At 67.4% G+C, this 2,138-nt stretch carries 4 protein-coding genes; 3 read left to right on the top strand and 1 reads right to left on the bottom strand.

The genetic code is table 11. From position 1 onward, the window contains the following. Nucleotides 1-162: 162 nt before the first annotated feature. Together ACZ53K_RS42510 and ACZ53K_RS42505 are read left to right on the top strand one after the other, a co-directional pair. Nucleotides 163-399, top strand: a complete 237-nt coding sequence (locus ACZ53K_RS42510; protein WP_468848473.1) for a hypothetical protein — start codon at nt 163-165, stop codon at nt 397-399. Continuing rightward, on the top strand, nt 375-962 hold the full coding sequence (locus tag ACZ53K_RS42505; protein ID WP_468848470.1) for a transposase: 588 nt from the start codon (nt 375-377) through the stop codon (nt 960-962). Before ACZ53K_RS42510 ends, ACZ53K_RS42505 begins: the two co-directional genes overlap by 25 nt. 35 nt (nt 963-997) lie before the next feature. Here the strand turns inward: ACZ53K_RS42505 and ACZ53K_RS42500 are convergent, their stop codons facing one another. Beyond that, entirely contained in the window at nt 998-1,348 is a 351-nt protein-coding gene (locus ACZ53K_RS42500; protein ID WP_468848468.1) for a hypothetical protein, read from the bottom strand. Nucleotides 1,349-1,798: 450 nt separating this feature from the next. Between ACZ53K_RS42500 and ACZ53K_RS42495 the strand changes: the two genes are divergently transcribed. Beyond that, nucleotides 1,799-2,138 (top strand): chaplin (locus tag ACZ53K_RS42495; protein ID WP_468848465.1); only part of this gene is annotated, 340 nt, incomplete at its 3' end.

Below are 2,138 nucleotides of genomic sequence, written 5' to 3'. Positions count from 1 at the left end.
CGGACGAACTCCCACTCGGCATCCGACAGCTCATGTCGACGTATCACCCGCCCATGATCCACCACACAAGATCATTTGAAGACACCGCCTAGGGTCATCTTCGTCACGGATGACAATGAGGGGGAATGTTTTATGCTCAGGAAAATGCTGTGCGGTGCTTCCGTGGTCCTTTTGATCTCCGCCGGATTCGCACTCCCGGCCACCGCGACGGCAGTGCCACGGGCCTCCGAGTCCGTCAGTGGCACTTCGGTCGCCGCTCCGACCGCGGTCTACGGCCCGTACGCGAGCTACGAAGTGTGCTGGGTCGCCGGAAACCAGGGGCAGCAAGCCGGCCAGTGGCAGTCGTTCTTCTGCGCCCAGAACGGCACGACTTCATGGTGGCTGTTCACCACTCCGTAGCCCGCCCGGGCCGGAGATGCTGCCGGGCGGCGGTATGGCTGCCCGGCTCGCCTCGCGGCATCATGCGCTACCGGTACCCGGGCCGCAGGCGGACCGATGACCGTAAGACACTGCAGGGCATCCTGTTTGACCGAGGGCAGCCGGGCTCCAAGCGCCATGTGCTGACCGACGGCGGCGGAATTCCGCTGCGGGTGTCACTGACCGGCGGTCACCGCAACGACATCACGCAGCTCCTTCCACTGATCGACACCGTGCCGCCCGTCCGGGGCCGCCGCGGACGACCGCGGCGCAAGCCCCGGAGCCTTTGTGTAGACCGCGGTTATGACCACGAGGTCTACCGCCGTCGCCTGCGGCAGCGGAGCATTGTGCCGAAGATCGCTCACCGAGGGCAGCCGCACGGCTCGGGACTGGGGCGTGTCCGGCGGGTTGCCGAAGCAGCCATCGCTCACCTTCACGGTCCGCGCCGGCTGCGAGTCCGCTGGGAAGCGCGCGGCGACATGCACAACGCCTTCCACCAACTTGCTCAGTGCATGGCCCTCGCCCGAAAACTCCCAGCTTTCTGAATGGACTCCTAAAGGCGAGGCCCCGCGGACGGAGTTCACAGCCACCGCTGTGCCGCCTCGAAACTGTCCCCGATGCTGGTGTTGAATGCGATGGCGGCCTGGGGTGCGTGGCGCCGGGTGAGGTTGATGACCTGCTCGAAGAGCGGGAGCAGTTGCTCGGTCTTGCGAATTCCCCCGCCCACGACCACGACATCCCACGGCCGTTCGGTCAGCGACGCGACGAGGGTGGGTTCGGCCGACTGATCGAACACAATCAGCGCCATGGCCGCGTCGATTCCGTGTTCGCCGAAGCTGGCCAACTCCGCATCGAGTGCCGCGTGGAGGGCCTCCACATCGGCGCCGGGTATCGCTTTCGGCTCGTAACCAACAATAAGTGCAGAAGGCATGCAGCCAACCTACAGGGCGCTGCCCGAGCATGATCTGCTGGGCGACTGACGTAGGAGCAGCGGAGCAGTGGTCCTTCCGTCTTGGCGCACACCCGTGCTGTGACCGCTGTGCACGCCCCGGCGCACGGCAGACGATCACGCGCCCCTGGCCCGCGACAGAAGAGTTCGCACGAGCGCGGCGGGTGGAGGGAGAACCGTTTGGGCACGGAGGCGCGTGCAAAGTCATGCGTTTCCTTCTGGCGGGTCGCTCGTTTGGTCCGATACGACACGCTCAGCGCCGCTGGCCGCCTCCGTTGCGATTGGCCAACGAAGCGGCCTGAGCCGGGCGTTCGCCCACCGGGCGGTACGACTCGGCTCGGGGTGCTGGGCGGTATCCCCTTCGGGGTGCGGGCACCCGGTCAACGCCGGGCGCCCGGTTCCTCACCTTCGGAAAGATGAAGGACCACACACGTGCAACACTTCGTGAAAAGAAGCGTGCTGGTCGCCGCGACGGCGACCGGAATGCTGGCCGGCGGGGCGGCGGGCGCCGCCCATGCCGACTCCGGCGCGCAGGGCGCCTCCGTGGGATCCCCGGGCGTGCTCGCGGGCAACCTGCTCCAGGCCCCCGCGCACGTGCCGGTGAACCTGTGCGGCAACACCGTCGACGTCATCGGCGTGCTCAACCCCGCCTTCGGCAACCAGTGCGCCAACCCCGGCGGGCACCGCCCCAACCCTGGCCACCCCCAACCCGGCCATCCCAAACCCGGCAATCATCAGCCTCCTGGCCACCAGCCCCCGGGCAACCACAAGC

This window comes from Streptomyces sp. NPDC033221 (assembly GCF_055577005.1).
The sequence above is the reverse complement of the archived record's forward strand: the minus strand, read 5'-3'. Positions and strand labels throughout refer to the sequence as shown.

Coding starts and splice junctions, on each gene's coding strand:
- ACZ53K_RS42500 (WP_468848468.1), bottom strand. CDS start 1,348: ATGCCTTCTGCACTTATTGTTGGTTACGAGCCGAAAGCGATACCCGGC.
- ACZ53K_RS42505 (WP_468848470.1), top strand. CDS start 375: ATGGTGGCTGTTCACCACTCCGTAGCCCGCCCGGGCCGGAGATGCTGC.